The sequence below is a fragment of the Sphingobium chungbukense genome (assembly GCF_001005725.1).
Lineage (GTDB): Bacteria > Pseudomonadota > Alphaproteobacteria > Sphingomonadales > Sphingomonadaceae > Sphingobium > Sphingobium chungbukense.
The window spans coordinates 70,611-85,889 of sequence record NZ_LBIC01000007.1 but is presented as its reverse complement, the minus strand read 5'-3'; the positions used below and the strand labels follow the sequence as shown (position 1 = coordinate 85,889).

The 15,279-nt window shown below is 63.0% G+C and carries 18 protein-coding genes; 17 read left to right on the top strand and 1 reads right to left on the bottom strand.

The features are described from left to right. Nucleotides 1–75 precede the first annotated feature (75 nt). Nucleotides 76–972 (top strand): fructose bisphosphate aldolase, encoded by an 897-nt coding sequence (locus YP76_RS15250; protein WP_046764492.1) that lies wholly within the window; start codon nt 76–78, stop codon nt 970–972. A gap of 19 nt (nt 973–991) precedes the next feature. Here YP76_RS15250 and YP76_RS15245 read toward each other — a convergent pair whose 3' ends face one another. Next, nucleotides 992–1,711 carry a DUF72 domain-containing protein gene (locus YP76_RS15245; protein ID WP_046764491.1) on the bottom strand — a complete coding sequence of 240 codons (720 nt, stop codon included), beginning with the start codon at nt 1,709–1,711 and terminating at the stop codon, nt 992–994. A 73-nt stretch (nt 1,712–1,784) separates the two neighbouring features. Between YP76_RS15245 and thiE the strand changes: the two genes are divergently transcribed. The 16 genes from thiE (at nt 1,785) to nuoK (ending at nt 15,276) form a co-directional block, all read left to right on the top strand. Further along, entirely contained in the window at nt 1,785–2,474 is a 690-nt protein-coding gene (thiE, locus tag YP76_RS15240) for a thiamine phosphate synthase (protein WP_046764490.1), read from the top strand. A 112-nt stretch (nt 2,475–2,586) separates the two neighbouring features. Beyond that, nucleotides 2,587–3,627 (top strand): L,D-transpeptidase family protein, encoded by a 1,041-nt coding sequence (locus tag YP76_RS15235; RefSeq protein WP_084733228.1) that lies wholly within the window; start codon nt 2,587–2,589, stop codon nt 3,625–3,627. Then, a complete protein-coding gene (locus tag YP76_RS15230) occupies nt 3,624–4,193 on the top strand; it encodes a M23 family metallopeptidase (protein WP_046764488.1) in 570 nt (189 codons plus the stop codon). Before YP76_RS15235 ends, YP76_RS15230 begins: the two co-directional genes overlap by 4 nt. 99 nt (nt 4,194–4,292) lie before the next feature. After that, a complete protein-coding gene (gene efp, locus YP76_RS15225; RefSeq protein WP_021238169.1) occupies nt 4,293–4,856 on the top strand; it encodes an elongation factor P in 564 nt (187 codons plus the stop codon). Nucleotides 4,857–4,992: 136 nt separating this feature from the next. Further along, complete coding sequence (locus YP76_RS15220; protein ID WP_046764487.1) at nt 4,993–5,805, top strand: inositol monophosphatase family protein; 813 nt, start codon at nt 4,993–4,995, stop codon at nt 5,803–5,805. A gap of 130 nt (nt 5,806–5,935) precedes the next feature. Beyond that, the gene (locus tag YP76_RS15215; RefSeq protein WP_025549542.1) at nt 5,936–6,310 is read left to right on the top strand and encodes an NADH-quinone oxidoreductase subunit A; all 375 of its coding nucleotides are present in this window, start codon (nt 5,936–5,938) and stop codon (nt 6,308–6,310) included. After that, nucleotides 6,301–6,855 (top strand): NuoB/complex I 20 kDa subunit family protein, encoded by a 555-nt coding sequence (locus tag YP76_RS15210; RefSeq protein ID WP_046764486.1) that lies wholly within the window; start codon nt 6,301–6,303, stop codon nt 6,853–6,855. Before YP76_RS15215 ends, YP76_RS15210 begins: the two co-directional genes overlap by 10 nt. Nucleotide 6,856: 1 nt before the next feature. Beyond that, on the top strand, nt 6,857–7,576 hold the full coding sequence (locus YP76_RS15205) for an NADH-quinone oxidoreductase subunit C (protein WP_046764485.1): 720 nt from the start codon (nt 6,857–6,859) through the stop codon (nt 7,574–7,576). Then, nucleotides 7,576–8,811 carry an NADH-quinone oxidoreductase subunit D gene (locus tag YP76_RS15200; protein ID WP_046764484.1) on the top strand — a complete coding sequence of 412 codons (1,236 nt, stop codon included), beginning with the start codon at nt 7,576–7,578 and terminating at the stop codon, nt 8,809–8,811. The genes YP76_RS15205 and YP76_RS15200 overlap by 1 nt, the downstream gene beginning before the upstream one ends. Beyond that, nucleotides 8,811–9,479 (top strand): NADH-quinone oxidoreductase subunit NuoE, encoded by a 669-nt coding sequence (nuoE, locus tag YP76_RS15195; RefSeq protein WP_046764483.1) that lies wholly within the window; start codon nt 8,811–8,813, stop codon nt 9,477–9,479. Before YP76_RS15200 ends, nuoE begins: the two co-directional genes overlap by 1 nt. Further along, nucleotides 9,476–10,792, top strand: coding sequence for an NADH-quinone oxidoreductase subunit NuoF (gene nuoF / locus YP76_RS15190; protein WP_046764885.1), 1,317 nt, complete (start codon nt 9,476–9,478; stop codon nt 10,790–10,792). The genes nuoE and nuoF overlap by 4 nt, the downstream gene beginning before the upstream one ends. 2 nt (nt 10,793–10,794) lie before the next feature. Then, nucleotides 10,795–12,801, top strand: coding sequence for an NADH-quinone oxidoreductase subunit NuoG (nuoG, locus tag YP76_RS15185; RefSeq protein WP_046764482.1), 2,007 nt, complete (start codon nt 10,795–10,797; stop codon nt 12,799–12,801). Then, on the top strand, nt 12,798–13,847 hold the full coding sequence (nuoH, locus tag YP76_RS15180) for an NADH-quinone oxidoreductase subunit NuoH (RefSeq protein WP_046764481.1): 1,050 nt from the start codon (nt 12,798–12,800) through the stop codon (nt 13,845–13,847). The genes nuoG and nuoH overlap by 4 nt, the downstream gene beginning before the upstream one ends. Then, the gene (nuoI, locus tag YP76_RS15175) at nt 13,844–14,329 is read left to right on the top strand and encodes an NADH-quinone oxidoreductase subunit NuoI (protein ID WP_004211738.1); all 486 of its coding nucleotides are present in this window, start codon (nt 13,844–13,846) and stop codon (nt 14,327–14,329) included. The genes nuoH and nuoI overlap by 4 nt, the downstream gene beginning before the upstream one ends. Nucleotides 14,330–14,362: 33 nt before the next feature. Beyond that, the gene (locus tag YP76_RS15170; RefSeq protein WP_046764480.1) at nt 14,363–14,974 is read left to right on the top strand and encodes an NADH-quinone oxidoreductase subunit J; all 612 of its coding nucleotides are present in this window, start codon (nt 14,363–14,365) and stop codon (nt 14,972–14,974) included. Further along, a complete protein-coding gene (gene nuoK, locus YP76_RS15165) occupies nt 14,971–15,276 on the top strand; it encodes an NADH-quinone oxidoreductase subunit NuoK (protein WP_046764479.1) in 306 nt (101 codons plus the stop codon). Before YP76_RS15170 ends, nuoK begins: the two co-directional genes overlap by 4 nt. Nucleotides 15,277–15,279 lie beyond the last annotated feature (3 nt).

The window sequence follows — 15,279 nt, the reverse complement described above, 5'->3', positions numbered from 1 at the left end:
GACGCTGTGCAAGGGCGTCCTTCCCCTAGACGCGCTGCCGGGAGGGCGGCGCATCCAACCAAGAGGTATGTGCAGATGCAGTTCGAGGACATGAAGGCGAAGATCGAAGGCGGCAACGGCTTCATCGCGGCGCTCGACCAGAGCGGCGGTTCGACGCCCAAGGCGCTGAAGGGCTATGGCATCGAGGAAGACGCCTGGACCAATGAAGAGGAAATGTTCGGCCTGATCCACGCGATGCGCAGCCGCATCATCACCTCGCCGGTCTTTTCGGGCGAAAAGGTGCTGGGCGCGATCCTGTTCGAGCGGACCATGGACGGCGAAGCGGGCGGTCAGTCCGTGCCGCAGGCGCTGATCGAGCGCGGCGTGGTGCCCTTCATCAAGATCGACAAGGGTCTGGAGGACGAGGCGAACGGCGTTCAGTTGATGAAGCCCAATCCGACCCTCGACACGCTGCTGCACCGCGCCAAGGCGCTGGGCGTGTTCGGCACCAAGGAGCGTTCGGTCATCAACCTCGCCAACCGCGAGGGCATCGCCGCCGTCGTCAAGCAGCAGTTCGAGGTGGGACAGCAGGTCCTGGCCGCGGGACTCGTTCCGATCATCGAGCCGGAAGTCAACATCAAGAGCCCCGAGCGCGCCGAGGCCGACCAGATCCTGCTGGAGGAAATCCTCAAGAATCTCGACGCTCTACCGGGCGACGACAAGGTGATGTTGAAGCTGTCGCTGCCGGTGAAGGCCGGGTTGTTCGATCCGCTGGTCGACCATCCCCGCGTGCTGCGCGTGGTGGCGCTGTCGGGCGGCTTCTCGCGCTCGGAAGCCTGCGTCGAACTGGCCAAGAATCGCGGCATCATCGCCAGCTTCAGCCGCGCGCTGCTGAACGATCTGCGTCACCAGATGAATGACGATGAGTTCAACGCGTCGCTGGGCGAAGCGATCGACGAAATTCACGGCGCTTCGACCCAGAAGGCGGCCTGATAGGGCGAGGCCGCCGGGTTCAAACCCCGGCGGCTTCCTTCAAGATGCGCGCGTCGGCGATCGCCTGCGCCTCATAGTCATTGTTGAAATAGGCCCAGACGGCCCGGCCGTCCCCGCTCTGCGCCTTCATCCATTCGGCCCAATCGACCAGCCGCTCTCGCGCATAGCCGCCGCGATATTTGCCTTTGGTGCCGTGGAAGCGGACATAGGCGGTGGAACCGATGCCCAGCCGGGGGCTGACCGAACCGGGCATGTCATGCACGCAAAGGGCGGCGCCATGGCGCTCCAGCAGGGCATAGACCTCATCCACATACCAGCTTGAATGGCGGAATTCGAAGGCCGGGACCGGCTGGTGCGGCGCGATGCGCAGAAAATCCTCCAGCCTTTTCAGGTCGAGCGTGAAATGCGGCGGCAACTGATAGAGGATCGGGCCGAGGCTGGTGCCGAAATGTCCGAACGATGCCATCATCCTTTCGAGCGGTTCTTCGCAATCCTTGAGTTTCTTCATCTGCGTCAGATAGCGGTTCGCCTTGGCCGCGTAACAGAAGCCCTTGGGCGCCTGTTCGCGCCATTTATCGACCGTTTCCGGCGCGGGCAGGCGATAGAAGCTGTTGTTGATCTCCACCGTGTCGAACTGTTCGGCATAGAAGGCGAACCAGTTCTTCGCCGCCGTCTCCTCCGGATAGAAGCGCCCGCGCCAATCCCGGTAATTCCATCCTGAGCAACCGATCCTGATCATGGGGGAGGAACGCTGGCGCCGTGGAATAGGCTCCGCTCTTTCCCAAGATGGATGAATCCGGCTAAGGCGAGGCATGACCGATTTCACCGACGAGGAACTCGCCCTCGATCCGAATTTTGCCGACCGTTTCGAGCAGGGTTTCCGCCCGGCCTGTCAGCTTTACCTGATCTCGCCGCCGGTGATCGAGGTCGGCTTTGCCGGCAGTCTGGCCACCGCCTTCGACGGGGGCGGCGTCGCGGCCTTCCAGTTGCGGCTGAAGGGTTTGGATGAGGACGCCATCGCCCGCGCCGCCGAGCCGCTCCAGAAACTCTGTTCCGATCGGGACGTCGCCTTCATCGTCAACGACAGCGTGGCGCTGGCCAAGCGGCTGGGCGCGGATGGCGTGCATCTGGGGCAGGGCGATGGCGATCCCAGGGAGGCACGCAAGCTGCTCGGCCCCTCGGTGCAGATCGGCGTCACCTGTCATGACAGCCGCCATCTGGCGATGGAGGCGGGCGAGGCGGGGGCGGATTATGTCGCCTTCGGGGCCTTTTATCCGACCACGACCAAGGAAACCCATCATCGGCCCGATCCGTCGATACTGGGCTGGTGGACGGCGCTGTTCGAACTGCCCTGCGTCGCCATTGGCGGGATCACGGCGGACAATGCCGCGCCGCTGATCAAGGCTGGGGCCGATTTCCTGGCAGTGAGCGGGGCGGTATGGAAGCATCCGGACGGCCCGCAGGCCGGCGTCGCGGCCTTTGGCCCCGTGCTTTCCGGCTGATCGGCAAGGCGCAGCTTTCTGAGGTTCCGGGCGTTTCCTCCTGACAAAAAGGAGAGAAAGGCCTGTGAACAAATCCCCCCTGATCCTCACGCTGCTGTGCGCGGCCTGCAATATGACGGTCACGCAGGCCAATGAAAGCACTTCGTCCCAGGAACCGCAGGGCAAGGCTGCACGGCCCGCCGCGCCCGCCGCCGATCCCTATGCCTTCGTCATCGTGCCCGAGCCGGCGGGCGCGCCAGCACGGGCGGACTCGGTGCTTCAGGCACAGGTGGCGCTGGATCGCGCGGGTTTTTCGCCGGGTGTGCTCGATGGAAAGGAAGGCATGTCCTTCACCAGCGCGCTCAAGGGTTTTCAGGAGGCCAGGGGACTGCCGTTGACCGGCCAATATGACGAAGCGACGGCGAGGGCGCTGCTGGGCGATCGTCCGCAGCCTGCGACATGGCTGGTGAAGATACCGTCCGGTTTCGCGCAAGGGCCGTTCTTCGCGGTCCCCAAGGATTTGAACGATCAGGCCAGGTTGCCCGCGCTGGGTTATCGCAATCTGCTGGAGAAGCTGGCGGAACGATTCCACACCAAGCCGGAAGTGCTGGTGACACTCAACCGGCCCGATACGCGGGTCGGCGCGGGGACGACCGTTCGCGTTCCCGCCATCGCCAACCAGCCGGTCGCGCGGATCGAGGGGGATGAGCGGGGATGGGGGGAGACTCTCGCCAGCCTGGGTGTCGCCAAGGATCAGCCGCAGGCCGATCATATCGTGGTGGACAAATCGGACGGTGTCTTGCGCGCCTATGATGCGCAAAACCGCCTGATCGCCCAATTTCCCGCCACCATGGGGTCGCAGCATGATCCATTGCCGATCGGGGCATGGGAAATCAAGGGATTGAGCCGCAATCCCGACTTTCATTATAATCCCGACCTGTTCTGGGATGCCTCGTCCTCCGATCAGAAGGCAGTGTTGAAGCCCGGTCCCAACGGGCCGGTCGGCGTGGTGTGGATCGACCTTTCCAAGCCGCATTACGGCATTCACGGCACACCGGAGCCGCAGACGATCGGACGGACCGAAAGCCATGGCTGCATTCGCCTGACCAACTGGGATGCGGCGCGACTGGCGCAGATGGTGCGATCGGGCGTCAAGGCGGTGTTCCAGGAATGAGGGCGCGTGGTTGGGCCGGGCTGGCGTTGACGGTCCTGCTCAGCGCTGCGTTCCTGAAGTTCTGCGTGCGGATCGTGCCCGCGGATGCGCCGGTCTCGGTGGCGCCTTCGCGGCCTGCGGCGGCGGAGGCGGGGGCCTTGCTTATCCCGGTCGAGGGCGTGCCGCCTTCGGCTCTCAGCGACACCTTTGCGCAGGCACGGGCCAGCGGGGCACGGGCGCACGATGCGATCGACATCATGGCGGCGCGGGGCCGGGCCGTGCTGGCGGTGGCGGACGGGCGGATCGAGAAGCTGTTCTGGAGCGGGGAGGGCGGGCGAACCGTCTATCAGCGCTCCCGGGACGGGCGCAGCATCTATTATTATGCGCATCTGGACGGCTATGCGCCGGGCCTGGCGGAGGGGCAGGCGGTGCGGCGGGGGCAGCGGATCGCCAGCGTCGGCAGCACGGGCAATGCCGATCCGGGCGCCCCCCACCTCCATTTCGCGGTGCATGAGATGGGGCCGGGAGAGCCGTGGTATGGCGGGCAGGCGATCAATCCCTATCCCCTGCTTGCCAGGCCGCGATAGGTGCTGCCCCTTGCCCTTTGGGCCGCAGCCATGTAAGGGCGCGCGCAGCCTCTTGAGGCCGGCTCTTTTCACCTTCAGACATATAGGCAGGCTCTTCCCATGAAGATCAGCGGCGTCGAGATTCGTCCCGGCAACAATATCGAATATGACGGCAGCCTGTGGCGCGCCGTGAAGATTCAGCACACGCAGCCCGGCAAGGGCGGCGCCTATATGCAGGTGGAACTCAAGAACCTGATCGACGGACGCAAGAACAACGTCCGCTTCCGCTCGGCTGAGACCGTCGAGCGCATCCGCCTCGACACCAAGGATTTCCAGTATCTCTATGCCGAGGGCGACATGCTCGTCTTCATGGATACCGAAACCTATGAGCAGATCAACCTGCCGCAGGATCTGGTGGGCGAGGCTTCGGCCTTTCTCCAGGACGGCATGATGGTCATGCTGGAAATGTATGAGGAACGCCCGATTTCCGTGCAGCTCCCCGAAACGGTCGAGGCGACCGTGGTCGAGGCCGATGCCGTGGTGAAGGGCCAGACCGCCTCGGCCAGCTATAAGCCCGCCATCCTCGACAATGGTGTGCGCGTCATGGTGCCGCCGCACATCGTCACCGGCACGCGCATCGTCGTCGATGTGTATGAGCGCGAATATGTGAAGCGCGCCGACTGATATTTGATCCCCCTCCCGCAGCCGGGAGGGGCCAAGGGGGTGGGTGGTGAGCGAAAGCGAGCCTTCTGCCCCTTCCTTTTTAAAGTGCCGCTCATGCGGTGACCCTCCCGCGAAACGGGACGAGGGAGTAGAAAAAATGGTATCGCACTCGGGCCTTTTGACCGTCATGGAACGCGCCGCGCGCAAGGCAGGCTCCAAGCTGCGCCGCGACTTCGGCGAAGTCGAGCATCTCCAGGTGTCCCGCAAGGGGCCGGCGGATTTCGTGTCCAAGGCCGACCAGCAGGCCGAAAGGACCCTGGTCGAGGAATTGCAGAAGGCGCGGCCGGACTGGGGCTTCCTGCTGGAGGAGGGCGGCGAGATCGCCGGCGATCCCGGCAAGCCGCGCTGGATCATCGATCCGCTCGACGGCACGACCAATTTCCTCCACGGCATCCCGCATTTCGCCATTTCGATCGCGGTCGAGGAGCCGCTCTATGGCGGCAAGCGGGAGGTGACGACGGGGCTGATCTACCAGCCCGTCACGGACGAAAGCTATTGGGCGGAAAAGAGCCGGGGCGCCTGGCGGCATGACCAGCGATTGCGCGTTTCGGCGCGGCGCGATCTGGGCGACTGCCTGATCGCGACCGGCATCCCGTTCATGGGCCATGGCGATTTCGCGCAGTGGACGCGGATATTCGGCGCGGTCGGGCCTTCGGTGGCGGGTATTCGCCGGTTCGGCGCGGCTTCGCTCGACCTCGCGCATGTCGCATCCGGCCGCTATGACGGTTTCTGGGAAAGCGGATTGCAGCCCTGGGACGTGGCGGCGGGTCTGCTGATGGTTCGTGAAGCGGGCGGTTTCGTCTCGGACTTCCGCGGCGGTGACCAGCCGATCGAGCGCAAGGAAGTGATCGCGGGCAACGACGCCATTCACAGCAAATTGCATAAGTTGGTGGCTGGCGCGTTGCGGTGAAGCCCTGATTTTGGTCGCATGATCTCGTAGCCGCGATTGTTGCGAATCATTCTCATGCCTCCGGGCCTTGCTTCGCATATGCGGCAGGCCTAAAGCGCGCCCGTAAGTCAAATTCGCCCAGGGGATTCCGTTGGTCGATCTAGCCCAATATCTGCCGATCCTGATCTTTCTCGGGATCGCCTTGCTGCTTTCGAGCGCATTTGTGTTCCTGCCGATGCTGGTGGGCCGCCTGACCGGCGCGCACCAGCCTGACCCAGCCAAGCTCAGCGAATATGAATGCGGTTTCCCCGCCTTTGAAGAACCGCGCAGCCAGTTCGACGTGCGTTTCTACCTCGTCGCCATCCTGTTCATCATCTTCGATCTGGAAGCGGCGTTCCTCTATCCCTGGGCGGTCAGCCTCGACCAGATCGGCTGGGCCGGCTGGGCGACGATGATGATCTTCATAGCGGAGCTGGTGCTCGGCCTCGTCTATGCGTGGAAGAAGGGAGCACTCGATTGGGAGTAGAACTTGACCGTCCGGTCCCAGGCACGCTTTTGCCGGCCGGTGCGCAGCCCGACCAGGATTTCTTCAACGCGCTGAACAGCGAAGTCAGTGACAAGGGCTTCCTCGTCACCTCGACCGAGGAGCTGTTCCAGTGGGCCCGCACCGGCTCGTTGTGGTGGATGACCTTTGGTCTGGCGTGCTGCGCGGTGGAGATGATCCACGTCAACATGCCGCGCTATGACATGGAACGCTTCGGCGCCGCGCCGCGCGCCTCTCCGCGCCAGTCGGACGTGATGATCGTCGCGGGAACGCTGTGCAACAAGATGGCTCCGGCGTTGCGTAAGGTTTACGACCAGATGTCCAATCCGAAATATGTGATTTCGATGGGCAGCTGCGCGAACGGCGGCGGCTATTATCATTACAGCTATTCGGTAGTGCGCGGCTGCGACCGCATCGTGCCGGTCGACATCTACGTGCCGGGTTGCCCGCCGACCGCCGAAGCCTTGCTCTACGGCATCATGCAGTTGCAGCGGAAGATCCGCCGGATCGGGACGGTTGAGCGTTAATATGGGTCATTCTGCTCCTAGGATCGCGACCATCGAAGGGATCGCGGAGGAAATCGCCGGACTGCTGGGATCGATGCTGGTCGAGACCGTCCACCATGCCGATGAACTGAGCTTCACCGTCGTTCGGGAAAAGCTGGCCGATGCCATGCTGCTGTTGCGCGACAAGGCGCAATATCAGCAGCTCATGGAAGTGGCGGGCGTCGATTACCCCGAACGTCCGGACCGTTTCGAGGTCTGCTATCATCTGCTGAGCGTCACCCGCAATCACCGCATTCGCGTCAAGCTGTCCACGGACGAGGACACGCCCGTGCCTACCGTCACGCACATCTGGCCGGTCGCCGGCTGGCTGGAGCGTGAGGTGTTCGACATGTACGGCGTCATCTTCGGCGGCAATACCGATCTTCGCCGCATCCTGACCGACTATGGCTTCAAGGGGCATCCGCAGCGTAAGGACTTCCCGCTGACCGGCTATGTCGAGCTGCGCTATTCCGAGGAGGACAAGCGCGTGGTCTATGAGCCGGTGAAGCTGGCGCAGGACTTCCGCAGCTTCGACTTCATGAGCCCGTGGGAAGGCGCGCAATATGTGCTGCCGGGCGATGAAAAGGCGCCGCCGCCTGCTGCGCCCGCTCCCACGCCCAAGACGACGGACAAACCCGGCGTCAGCGGGGCAGGGGAGCCGACCGACAGCGCCGCGAACAAAAAGTCCGAGGACAAGGCCTGATGTCCGATTATCTGGAAAAGCTGGACCACCTTACCGACGCGGCGGACCCGACGCTCGGCGATACGGAGATCCAGAACTACACGATCAACTTCGGTCCGCAGCACCCGGCCGCGCACGGCGTTCTGCGCCTGGTCATGGAACTGGACGGCGAGATCGTCGAGCGCTGCGACCCGCATGTCGGCCTGCTGCACCGCGGCACCGAAAAGCTGATCGAGCACAAGACCTATTTGCAGGCACTGCCCTATTTCGACCGGCTGGACTATTGCTCGCCGCTCGGCATGGAGCACAGCTATGTTCTGGCCATCGAGAAGCTGCTGGATCTGGAAGTGCCGCTGCGCGCGCAATATCTGCGCGTGTTCTTCGCGGAGCTGACCCGCATCTGCAACCACATGCTGAACCTCGGTTCGCACGTCATGGACGTCGGCGCGATGACGCCGAACCTGTGGCTGTTCGAAATCCGCGAGGACTGCCTCAACTTCTTCGAGCGCGCGTCGGGCGCCCGCATGCACAGCGCCTATTTCCGGCCGGGCGGCGTGCATCAGGACGTGCCGCTCAAGCTGCTGACCGACATTGCCGACTGGCTCGATACGCGTCTTCCGAGATTGTTCGAGGATGCGATGAGCCTGGTGGTCGACAACCGCATCTTCAAGCAGCGCAATGTCGACATCGCGGTCGTCAGCAAGGAAGATGCGCTGAAATGGGGCTTCTCCGGGCCGATGATCCGTGGCTCCGGCATTCCGTGGGACATCCGCAAGGCGCAGCCCTATGACGTCTATGACCGGATGGACTTCGATATTCCGGTTGGCACCAATTTCGACTGCTATGATCGGTTCATGGTCCGCGTCGAGGAAGTCCGCCAATCCGCGCGGATCATGAAACAGTGCCTCAACGAAATGCCGGAAGGGCCGATCGCCAGCTTCGACCGCAAGGTTTCGCCGCCCAAGCGTGGCGAAATGAAGCGCTCGATGGAAGCGCTGATCCACCATTTCAAGCTCTATACCGAGGGCTTCCATGTGCCCGCTGGCGAAGTCTATGTGGCGACCGAAAGCCCCAAGGGCGAGTTCGGCGTCTATCTGGTCGCGGACGGCTCCAACAAGCCTTATCGCTGCAAGATCCGCCCGACTGCCTTCTCGCACCTTCAGGCGATGGATTTCATGATGAAGGGCCACATGCTGGCCGATACCACCGCTGTCCTGGGCGCCATGGACATCGTGTTTGGAGAATGTGACCGCTAATGGCTGACGCAGTTCATATCCCGGACGAGGCCGAAACCCGCGCGCGCTGGGGCGCGTTCGCGTGGACGGCCGAGAATGCCGAACAGGCGAAGAAGGTCATCGCTCGTTACCCCGCCGGCCGTCAGCAGTCGGCGGTGATGCCGCTGCTCGACCTCGCCCAGCGTCAGGTGGGGGCGGAAACGCAGACCAATGGCTGGCTGCCCGTGCCGGTGATGGAATATATCGCTGACCAGCTCGAAATGCCGTACATGCGCGTTTACGAGGTCGCGACCTTCTACACCATGTACAACCTCGCGCCGGTCGGCCGCTATCATGTCCAGGTCTGCGGCACGACGCCCTGTATGTTGCGCGGCTCGGATGATGTGTTTTCGGCCTGCAAGAACAAGGGTCTGGTCAAGGGCGGCACGACGCCGGACGGCCTGTTCACGCTCAGCGAAGTCGAGTGCCTGGGTGCCTGCACCAACGCGCCGATGGTCCAGATCAACGACGATAATTTCGAAGACCTGACCTATGACAGCATGAGCGCGATCCTCGACGATCTCGCCGCTGGCAAGCAGCCCAAGATCGGGCCGCAGATCGAGCGTCAGACGAGCTGCCCCGAAGGCGGGCCGACCACGCTCAAGGAGATGGTCTCCGGCAACCATGATTATCGCGGGGAATGGGCATGAGCGACGTGATTGCACCTCTCAGCGACAAGGATCGCATCTTCACCAACGTCTATGGCTTCCAGGATTGGGGCATCGACGCGGCGATGAAGCGCGGCGATTGGGATAATACCAAGAAGCTGCTGGAAATCGGCCAGGACGAAATCATAGAGCGCATCAAGGCTTCGGGCCTGCGCGGTCGTGGTGGCGCGGGCTTCCCGACCGGTATGAAGTGGAGCTTCATGCCCAAGGAAAGCAAGGATGGCCGTCCAAGCTTCCTGGTCATCAACGCCGACGAATCCGAGCCGGGTTCGTGCAAGGACCGCGAGATCGTCCGCCACGATCCGCACAAGCTGATCGAGGGCGCGCTGATCGCCGGTTTCGCGATGCGGGCGCGCGCCGCCTACATCTATATCCGCGGCGAGTTCATCTATGAGGCGAAGGTTCTCTTCGCCGCCGTCGAGCAGGCCTATGAAAAGGGCTTCCTCGGCAAGAATGCCTGCGGTTCGGGCTATGATTTCGACGTCTTCGTCCATCGCGGCGCGGGCGCCTATATCTGCGGCGAGGAAACCGCGCAGATCGAGAGCATCGAGGGCAAGAAGGGCCAGCCGCGCCTGAAGCCGCCTTTCCCGGCGGGTGCGGGCCTCTATGGCTGCCCGACCACGGTGAACAATGTCGAATCCATCGCCGTGGGTCCGACGATCCTGCGTCGCGGGTCCGAATGGTTTTCCAGCTTCGGGCGGGAGAATAACAAGGGCACCAAGCTTTTCCAGATCAGCGGCCATGTGAACAAGCCCTGCGTCGTCGAAGAATCGATGGGCATCAGCTTCAAGGAACTGATCGACCGGCATTGCGGCGGCATTCGCGGCGGCTGGGACAATCTGCTCGCGGTGATCCCCGGCGGCTCCTCGGTGCCGCTGGTCCCGGCTGCGCAGATCATGGACGCGCCGATGGATTTCGACGGGTTGCGGGCGCTCGGCTCCGGCCTTGGCACCGCCGCCGTCATCGTCATGGACAAGTCGACCGACATCGTCCGCGCGATCAGCCGTCTCTCCTATTTCTACAAGCATGAGAGCTGCGGCCAGTGCACGCCCTGCCGTGAAGGCACCGGCTGGATGTGGCGGGTGATGGAGCGTCTGCGTTCGGGCGATGCTGACATCAGCGAAATCGACATGCTCCAGCAGGTGACCAAACAGGTCGAAGGCCACACCATCTGCGCGCTCGGCGACGCGGCGGCATGGCCGATCCAGGGGCTGATCCGGCACTTCCGTCCGGAAATCGAGCGCCGGATCAACGAAAACAAGGGTAGCGCCCCCGTCATGGAGGCAGCGGAGTAACCATGCCGAAGGTCAAAGTAGACGGCGTAGAACTCGAAGTCCCGGCGGGCGCCACTGTCCTCCAGGCCTGCGAGCTGGCGGGGAAGGAAATCCCGCGTTTCTGCTATCATGAGCGCCTCAGCATCGCGGGCAATTGCCGCATGTGTCTGGTCGAAGTGAAGCCCGGACCGCCCAAGCCGCAGGCGTCTTGCGCGCTTCCGGCCGCCGAGGGCCAGGAAATCCGCACCGACAGCGAGATGGTCAAGAAGGCGCGCGAAGGGGTGATGGAGTTCCTGCTCATCAACCACCCGCTCGACTGCCCGATCTGCGATCAGGGCGGCGAATGCGATCTTCAGGACCAGTCGGTCGCTTACGGCAAGGGCAGCAGCCGCTTCGAAGAGAATAAGCGCGCCGTCACCGAGAAATATATGGGTCCGATCGTCAAGACGGTCATGACCCGTTGCATCCAGTGCACCCGCTGCGTGCGCTTTGCCGAGGAAGTCGCGGGCGTCCCGGAAATCGGCGCCATCTATCGCGGCGAAAATATGCAGATCACCACCTATCTCGAACATGCCGCGAAAAGCGAGCTGTCGGGCAATGTGGTCGACCTCTGCCCGGTCGGCGCGCTGACCTCGAAACCCTATGCGTTCGAGGCGCGTCCGTGGGAGCTGAAAAAGACCCATGCGATCGACGTGATGGACGCGGTCGGCACCAATATCCGCCTCGACAGCCGGGGCCGTCAGGTGCTGCGCGCCGTGCCGCGCATCAATGACGATGTGAACGAGGAATGGGCGTCGGATAAGACCCGGCACAATGTCGACGGCCTGGTCCGCAAGCGCCTCGACAAGCCCTATGTCCGCAAGGACGGCAAGCTGGTTCCGGCGACCTGGAACGAGGCGTTCGCGGCGATTGCCGCCGTCCAACATGGCGGTTCGGTCGCGGCGCTGGCGGGCGATCTGCTCGACTGCGAGACGATGTTCGCCGGCAAGGCGCTGGTCGAGAAGCTGGGCGGTTCGCTGCTTGAAGGCCGTCAGACTGGTCTCGCTTATGATGTGTCGAGCCTCTCCGCCGTCAATTTCAACACCACGCTCAACGGCCTTGAAACCGCTGACGTGATCCTGCTGGTCGGCACCAACCTGCGTTGGGAAGCGCCGCTGGTGAACACCCGCATCCGCAAGGCGATCAAGAAGGGCGCGAAGGTCTTCGCCCTCGGTCCGCAGGTCGATCTCACCTACAAGGTCGAATGGCTGGGCAATGACGCCTCGCTGCTGGCCAAGCTGCCGGAAGCGGTGGTCGAAGCCTTCGGCAAGGCGGCCCGTCCGGCGATGATCGTCGGCGGCGGCGTGCTGGCCAAGGACGGCGCGCATGGCGACACGCTGGCGCTGGTCGAGACGCTGGGCCTGATCAAGGACGGCTGGAACGGTTACAACGTCCTGCACTTCGCGGCGGCGCGCATGGGCGGGCTGATGCTGGGCTATGCGACGCAGGGCGGCATCAAGGCGGTGGCGGCTGCCAAGCCCAAGCTGCTCTTCTCGCTGGGCGCGGACGAGGTCGATTATTCGGCGTTCGAGGACAGCTTCAAAGTCTATGTCGGCCACCATGGCGACAAGGGCGCCCATGCGGCGGACGTGATCCTGCCGGGCGCGAGCTATGCCGAGAAGGCGGGCACCTACGTCAATCTGGAAGGCCGGGTGCAGCGCGGCGAAAAGGCCGTGTTCGCGCCGGGTGACGCCCGCGAGGACTGGTCGATCCTGCGCGCCCTGTCGGAAGTGCTGGGCGCGACCCTGCCGTTTGACAGCTTCGATGCTCTTCGCACCGAAATGGCCAAGGCGGTTCCGGCGCTGGGCGTCGAAGGTCTCGCCGATTATGGCTGGTCCAGCCCCAAGCTGCCGACCGGCGCGACCGGCGAGTTCGGTTCGCCGATCAAGGATTTCTACCTGACCAACGCCATCTGCCGCGCCAGCCCGACGATGCAGCAATGCTCGGCGGAACTGATCCATGGCGAGACGTTTGCGGAGGCCGCAGAGTGACCGCTTTCTTCCAAAATCTCGGCCTGCCCTTCGAAGGCGCGTGGCTGCTTTCGACGATCGTCGGCATCTTGCTGATCGCGCTGCCGGTGATGCTGGCGGTCGCCATGATCATCTATGCCGACCGCAAGATCTGGGCGGCGATGGCGCTGCGCCGCGGCCCGAACGTCGTTGGCCCCTTCGGTCTGCTCCAGTCCTTCGCGGACGGTTTGAAGGTCTTCCTTCAGGAAACGATCATCCCGTCGGCTGCCAACCGCACGCTCTTCCTGATCGCGCCGATCATCACCTTCACCGTCGCGCTGATGGCCTGGGCCGTGGTGCCCTTTCAGGTGGGCGTGGTGCTGGCGAACATCAATGTCGGCCTGCTCTACATCCTCGCGATCAGCTCGCTCGGCGTTTATGGCGTGGTGCTGGCGGGCTGGGCGTCCAACTCCAAATATCCCTTCTATTCGGCGATCCGTGCCAGCGCGCAGATGATCAGCTACGAAGTCTCGATCGGCTTCATTCTGGTCTGCGTCGTGCTTTGGGCCGGCAGCTTCAACCTGACGACGATCGTGGAGAGCCAGAAGGGTTATTACGGCTTCCTCAACGGCAACGGCTTCAACCCGCTGCTTTTCCCGATGGCGATCATGTTCCTGATCTCCGCCATGGCGGAAACGGCGCGCCCGCCCTTCGACCTCACCGAAGCGGAATCGGAACTCGTCGCGGGGTATCAGACCGAATATTCGTCCATGGCCTTCGCGCTCTACTGGCTCGGCGAATATGCGAACGTCATCTTGATGTGCGCGCTGAACGCCATTCTGTTCTGGGGCGGCTATCTGCCTCCGATCGACTGGGCACCGCTCTATTATGTGCCGGGTATCCTCTGGCTGTTCGCCAAGATCCTGTTCTTCTTCTTCGTCTTCTCTTGGGTGAAGGCGACGGTGCCCCGCTACCGTTATGACCAGTTGATGCGGCTGGGCTGGAAGATCTTCCTGCCGACCTCGCTGCTGTTCGTCTTCCTGGTTTCGGGCTTCCTCATGTTCACGCGTTACGGAGGCGCTCAATGAGCCTCGGCTATTACGTCAAGTCCTTCACCCTCTGGGAATTTGTGAAGGCGCATTGGCTGACCTTGAAATATTTCTTCAAGCCCAAGGCGACCATCAACTATCCCTATGAGAAGAACCCGATCTCACCGCGGTTCCGGGGTGAACATGCGCTGCGCCGCTATCCCAACGGGGAAGAGCGCTGCATCGCGTGCAAGCTGTGCGAGGCGATCTGCCCGGCGCAGGCGATCACCATCGAAGCGCAGCCGCGCGATGACGGTAGCCGCCGGACGACGCGTTACGACATCGACATGACCAAGTGCATCTATTGCGGCTTCTGCCAGGAAGCCTGCCCGGTGGATGCAATTGTCGAAGGTCCGAATTTCGAATTTGCAACCGAAACGCGCGAGGAGCTGATCTATGACAAGGCCAAGCTCCTCGAGAACGGTGACAAGTGGGAGCGCGCGATCGCCGCGAACCTTGCCGCCGATGCGCCCTATCGTTAAGCCGCGACCCGATCGAAGAGGATATATGATCCTGTGATTCACGTGCTTGCCTTTTACCTGTTCGCCACCTTGGTGGTGTGCAGCGGCGCGCTGACGATCCTGTCGCGCAATCCGGTCCATTCGGTGCTGTGGCTGATCCTCGCCTTCTTCAACGCGGCGGGGCTGATGGTCCTGCTGGGCGCCGAATTCATCGCGATGCTTCTGGTCATCGTCTATGTCGGCGCGGTCGCCGTGCTGTTCCTGTTCGTCGTCATGATGCTCGACATCGATTTCGCCGAGCTGCGCGCCGGTTTCGTCGATTATTTGCCCTTCGGCATGTTGATCGCCCTGGTGCTGCTGGCCGAGATCGTTCTGGGCATCGGCCTGTGGAGTGCCGGTCCCATCGAACTGGCGCAGCGCGCAGCGCCGGTGAACCCGGAACTGTCCAACATCCAGGCGATCGGCGGGCTTCTCTACACCCGCTACATCTTCCTGTTCGAAGCCGCGGGCATCGTCCTGCTGGTTGCGATGATCGGTGCCATCGTGCTGACCCATCGCTCGCGCGGCGGGGTGAAGGGCCAGAATATCGCGAAGCAGAACCGCCGCCGTCCACAGGATGCGGTGCGTAACATCAATCAGCCAGTCGGGCAGGGGGTGGAGCTGTGATCGGCCTTCAGCATTATATGGTGGTCAGCGCGATCCTCTTCGTGATGGGCGTGCTGGGTATCTTCATCAATCGCAAGAATGTCATCATCATCCTGATGGCGATCGAGCTGATCCTGCTCAGCGTGAACATCAACCTCGTCGCCTTCAGCGCCTATCTGGGCGATCTGGTGGGCCAGGTGTTCAGCATGTTCGTGCTGACCGTCGCGGCGGGTGAGGCGGCCATCGGCCTTGCCATCCTCGTCATTTACTTCCGTGGTCGCGGCACCATCGCCGTCGACGATGTCAACCGGATGAAGGGCTAAAGC

Excerpts from the sequence above, each read along its gene's own strand:
- YP76_RS15235 (WP_084733228.1), top strand. The coding sequence starts at position 2,587 with ATGACGGTCACGCAGGCCAATGAAAGCACTTCGTCCCAGGAACCGCAG.
- YP76_RS15245 (WP_046764491.1), bottom strand. The coding sequence starts at position 1,711 with ATGATCAGGATCGGTTGCTCAGGATGGAATTACCGGGATTGGCGCGGG.
- nuoF (WP_046764885.1), top strand. The coding sequence starts at position 9,476 with ATGAGCGACGTGATTGCACCTCTCAGCGACAAGGATCGCATCTTCACC.
- thiE (WP_046764490.1), top strand. The coding sequence starts at position 1,785 with ATGACCGATTTCACCGACGAGGAACTCGCCCTCGATCCGAATTTTGCC.
- nuoI (WP_004211738.1), top strand. The coding sequence starts at position 13,844 with ATGAGCCTCGGCTATTACGTCAAGTCCTTCACCCTCTGGGAATTTGTG.
- efp (WP_021238169.1), top strand. The coding sequence starts at position 4,293 with ATGAAGATCAGCGGCGTCGAGATTCGTCCCGGCAACAATATCGAATAT.
- YP76_RS15220 (WP_046764487.1), top strand. The coding sequence starts at position 4,993 with ATGGTATCGCACTCGGGCCTTTTGACCGTCATGGAACGCGCCGCGCGC.
- YP76_RS15205 (WP_046764485.1), top strand. The coding sequence starts at position 6,857 with ATGGGTCATTCTGCTCCTAGGATCGCGACCATCGAAGGGATCGCGGAG.
- nuoG (WP_046764482.1), top strand. The coding sequence starts at position 10,795 with ATGCCGAAGGTCAAAGTAGACGGCGTAGAACTCGAAGTCCCGGCGGGC.
- nuoE (WP_046764483.1), top strand. The coding sequence starts at position 8,811 with ATGGCTGACGCAGTTCATATCCCGGACGAGGCCGAAACCCGCGCGCGC.
- YP76_RS15250 (WP_046764492.1), top strand. The coding sequence starts at position 76 with ATGCAGTTCGAGGACATGAAGGCGAAGATCGAAGGCGGCAACGGCTTC.
- YP76_RS15230 (WP_046764488.1), top strand. The coding sequence starts at position 3,624 with ATGAGGGCGCGTGGTTGGGCCGGGCTGGCGTTGACGGTCCTGCTCAGC.
- YP76_RS15200 (WP_046764484.1), top strand. The coding sequence starts at position 7,576 with ATGTCCGATTATCTGGAAAAGCTGGACCACCTTACCGACGCGGCGGAC.